This window comes from Youngiibacter fragilis 232.1, from assembly GCF_000495435.3.
Lineage (GTDB): Bacteria > Bacillota > Clostridia > Clostridiales > Clostridiaceae > Youngiibacter > Youngiibacter fragilis.
The window spans coordinates 1-2987 of record NZ_AXUN02000228.1; the positions used below are offsets into that span (position 1 = coordinate 1).

The 2987-nt window shown below is 52.1% G+C and carries 1 rRNA gene; it reads left to right on the plus strand.

The window, feature by feature from the left end:
• Nucleotides 1-79 precede the first annotated feature (79 nt).
• Nucleotides 80-2987 (plus strand): 23S ribosomal RNA (locus T472_RS17955).

The window sequence follows — 2987 nt, forward strand, 5'->3', positions numbered from 1 at the left end:
ATGCTCTTTGAAAACTTCATATACTTTGAGAAACAAAAATGTTATCCGCAGAAATGCGGATGCGAAGAAAGACTTTATAGATCAAGCTATAAAGGGCGCATGGCGAATGCCTTGGCATCAGGAGTCGAAGAAGGTCGCGATAAGCTGCGAAAAGCTTGGGGTAGACGCACATAGTCTGAGATCCCAAGATCACCGAATGAGGCAACTCACTGGGGAAACCCCCAGTATCCGTACATGAATAAATAGTGTGCGGAGGACAAACCCAGGGAACTGAAACATCTTATTACCTGGAGGAAGAGAAAGAAAAATCGATTTCCCTAGTAGCGGCGAGCGAAAAGGAAAGAGCCCAAACCGGAGGACATGTCCTCCGGGGTTGCGGGGAACCCATCACGAAGAAGGAATCAAGCGGAACACAGCTGGAAAGCTGGACCACAGGGGGTAACAGTCCCGTACGCGAAAGAGGATAGCTTCAGGGTTCTACCAGAGTACCACGAGACACGTGAAACCTTGTGGGAAGCAGGGAGGACCACCTCCCAAGGCTAAATACTACCTGATGACCGATAGTGAAGCAGTACCGTGAGGGAAAGGTGAAAAGAACCCCGGAAGGGGAGTGAAATAGAATCTGAAACCGTGCGCCTACAACCGGCCAGAGCACCATACGAGTGTGATGGCGTGCTTTTTGTAGAACGAGCCAACGAGTTACGATGTGCAGCGAGGTTAAGTACTTAAGGTACGGAGCCGAAGGGAAACCGAGTCTGAACAGGGCGAATAGTTGCATGTCGTAGACCCGAAACCGGGTGACCTATCCATGGCCAGGTTGAAGCGAGAGTAAAATCTCGTGGAGGACCGAACCAAACTGGTGTTGAAAAACCATGGGATGAGCTGTGGATAGCGGAGAAATTCCAATCGAACCCGGAGATAGCTGGTTCTCCTCGAAATAGCTTTAGGGCTAGCGTCGGATATGAGTCATGGAGGTAGAGCACTGAATGGGCTAGGGGGCATATCGCTTACCGAACCTTATCAAACTCCGAATGCCATGAACTATAGAGTCCGGCAGTCAGACTGTGTAAGATAAGTTTCATAGTCGAAAGGGAAACAGCCCAGACCGTCAGCTAAGGTCCCAAAGTACAGGTTAAGTGGAAAAGGATGTGGGATTTCCAAGACAACTAGGATGTTGGCTTAGAAGCAGCCACTCATTAAAAGAGTGCGTAATAGCTCACTAGTCGAGAGATCCCGCGCCGAAGATGTCCGGGGCTAAAACCTGTCACCGAAGCTACGGGTGCGAGTCGAAAGACTTGCGCGGTAGAGGAGCGTCCTGTATGGGGAGAAGCCGTACCGAAAGGAGCGGTGGACTGTACAGGAGTGAGAATGTTGGCATAAGTAGCGAGATGCGGGTGAGAATCCCGCAGGTCGAAAATCTAAGGTTTCCTGAGGAAGGCTCGTCCGCTCAGGGTTAGTCGGGACCTAAGCCGAGGCCGAAAGGCGTAGGTGATGGACAATCGGTTGATATTCCGATACCGCTTTCAAGCGTTTGACCAATGGGGTGACGCAGGAGGATAGGGAGTGCGTACTGATGGATGTACGTCCAAGCATTTAGGGAGTACAGGGAGGAAAATCCCCCTGTATAATTCTGAGGTGTAACGGGGAGTTGCCTACGGGCAGCGAGTACCTGATTCCACGCTGCCAAGAAAAGCCTCTAGGGAGTGAGAGAGCGCCCGTACCGCAAACCGACACAGGTAGATGAGGAGAGAATCCTAAGACCATCGGAAGAATTGTTGTTAAGGAACTCGGCAAATTAACCCCGTAACTTCGGGAGAAGGGGTACCGGAGCCATCCGGTCGCAGTGAAATGGCCCAAGCAACTGTTTAGCAAAAACACAGGTCTCTGCTAAAGCGAAAGCTGAAGTATAGGGGCTGACGCCTGCCCGGTGCTGGAAGGTTAAGGGGAATGCTTAGCGCAAGCGAAGGTGTGAACTTAAGCCCCAGTAAACGGCGGCCGTAACTATAACGGTCCTAAGGTAGCGAAATTCCTTGTCAGGTAAGTTCTGACCCGCACGAATGGCGTAATGACTTGGGCACTGTCTCAACAACAAATCCGGCGAAATTGTAGTGCAAGTGAAGATGCTTGCTACCCGCGATTGGACGGAAAGACCCCGTAGAGCTTTACTGTAGCTTAGCATTGAGTTTCGATATTCGCTGTACAGGATAGGTGGGAGACTGGGAAGGAAGGCCGTCAGGTTTTCTGGAGTCGACCTTGGGATACCACCCTGCGAGTATTGGGATTCTAACCGGAGGCCATGATCTGGTCACGGGACATTGTTAGGTGGGCAGTTTGACTGGGGCGGTCGCCTCCTAAAAAGTAACGGAGGCGCCCAAAGGTTCCCTCAGAACGGTCGGAAATCGTTCGAAGAGTGCAAAGGCAGAAGGGAGCCTGACTGCGACACCCACAAGTGGAGCAGGGACGAAAGTCGGGCTTAGTGATCCGGTGGTACCTCGTGGGAGGGCCATCGCTCAACGGATAAAAGCTACCTCGGGGATAACAGGCTGATCTCCCCCAAGAGTCCACATCGACGGGGAGGTTTGGCACCTCGATGTCGGCTCGTCGCATCCTGGGGCTGAAGTAGGTCCCAAGGGTTGGGCTGTTCGCCCATTAAAGCGGCACGCGAGCTGGGTTCAGAACGTCGTGAGACAGTTCGGTCCCTATCCGTCGCGGGCGTAGGAAATTTGAAGGGAGCTGTCCTTAGTACGAGAGGACCGGGATGGACCAACCTCTGGTGCACCAGTTGTCACGCCAGTGGCATAGCTGGGTAGCTACGTTGGGACGGGATAAACGCTGAAAGCATCTAAGCGTGAAGCCCACCCTAAGATGAGATTTCCCACAGCGTAAGCTGGTAAGATCCCTTGAAGAACACAAGGTAGATAGGTGAGAGGTGTAAGTGCAGCAATGCATTCAGCTGACTCATACTAATAGATCGAGGGCTTGATCAA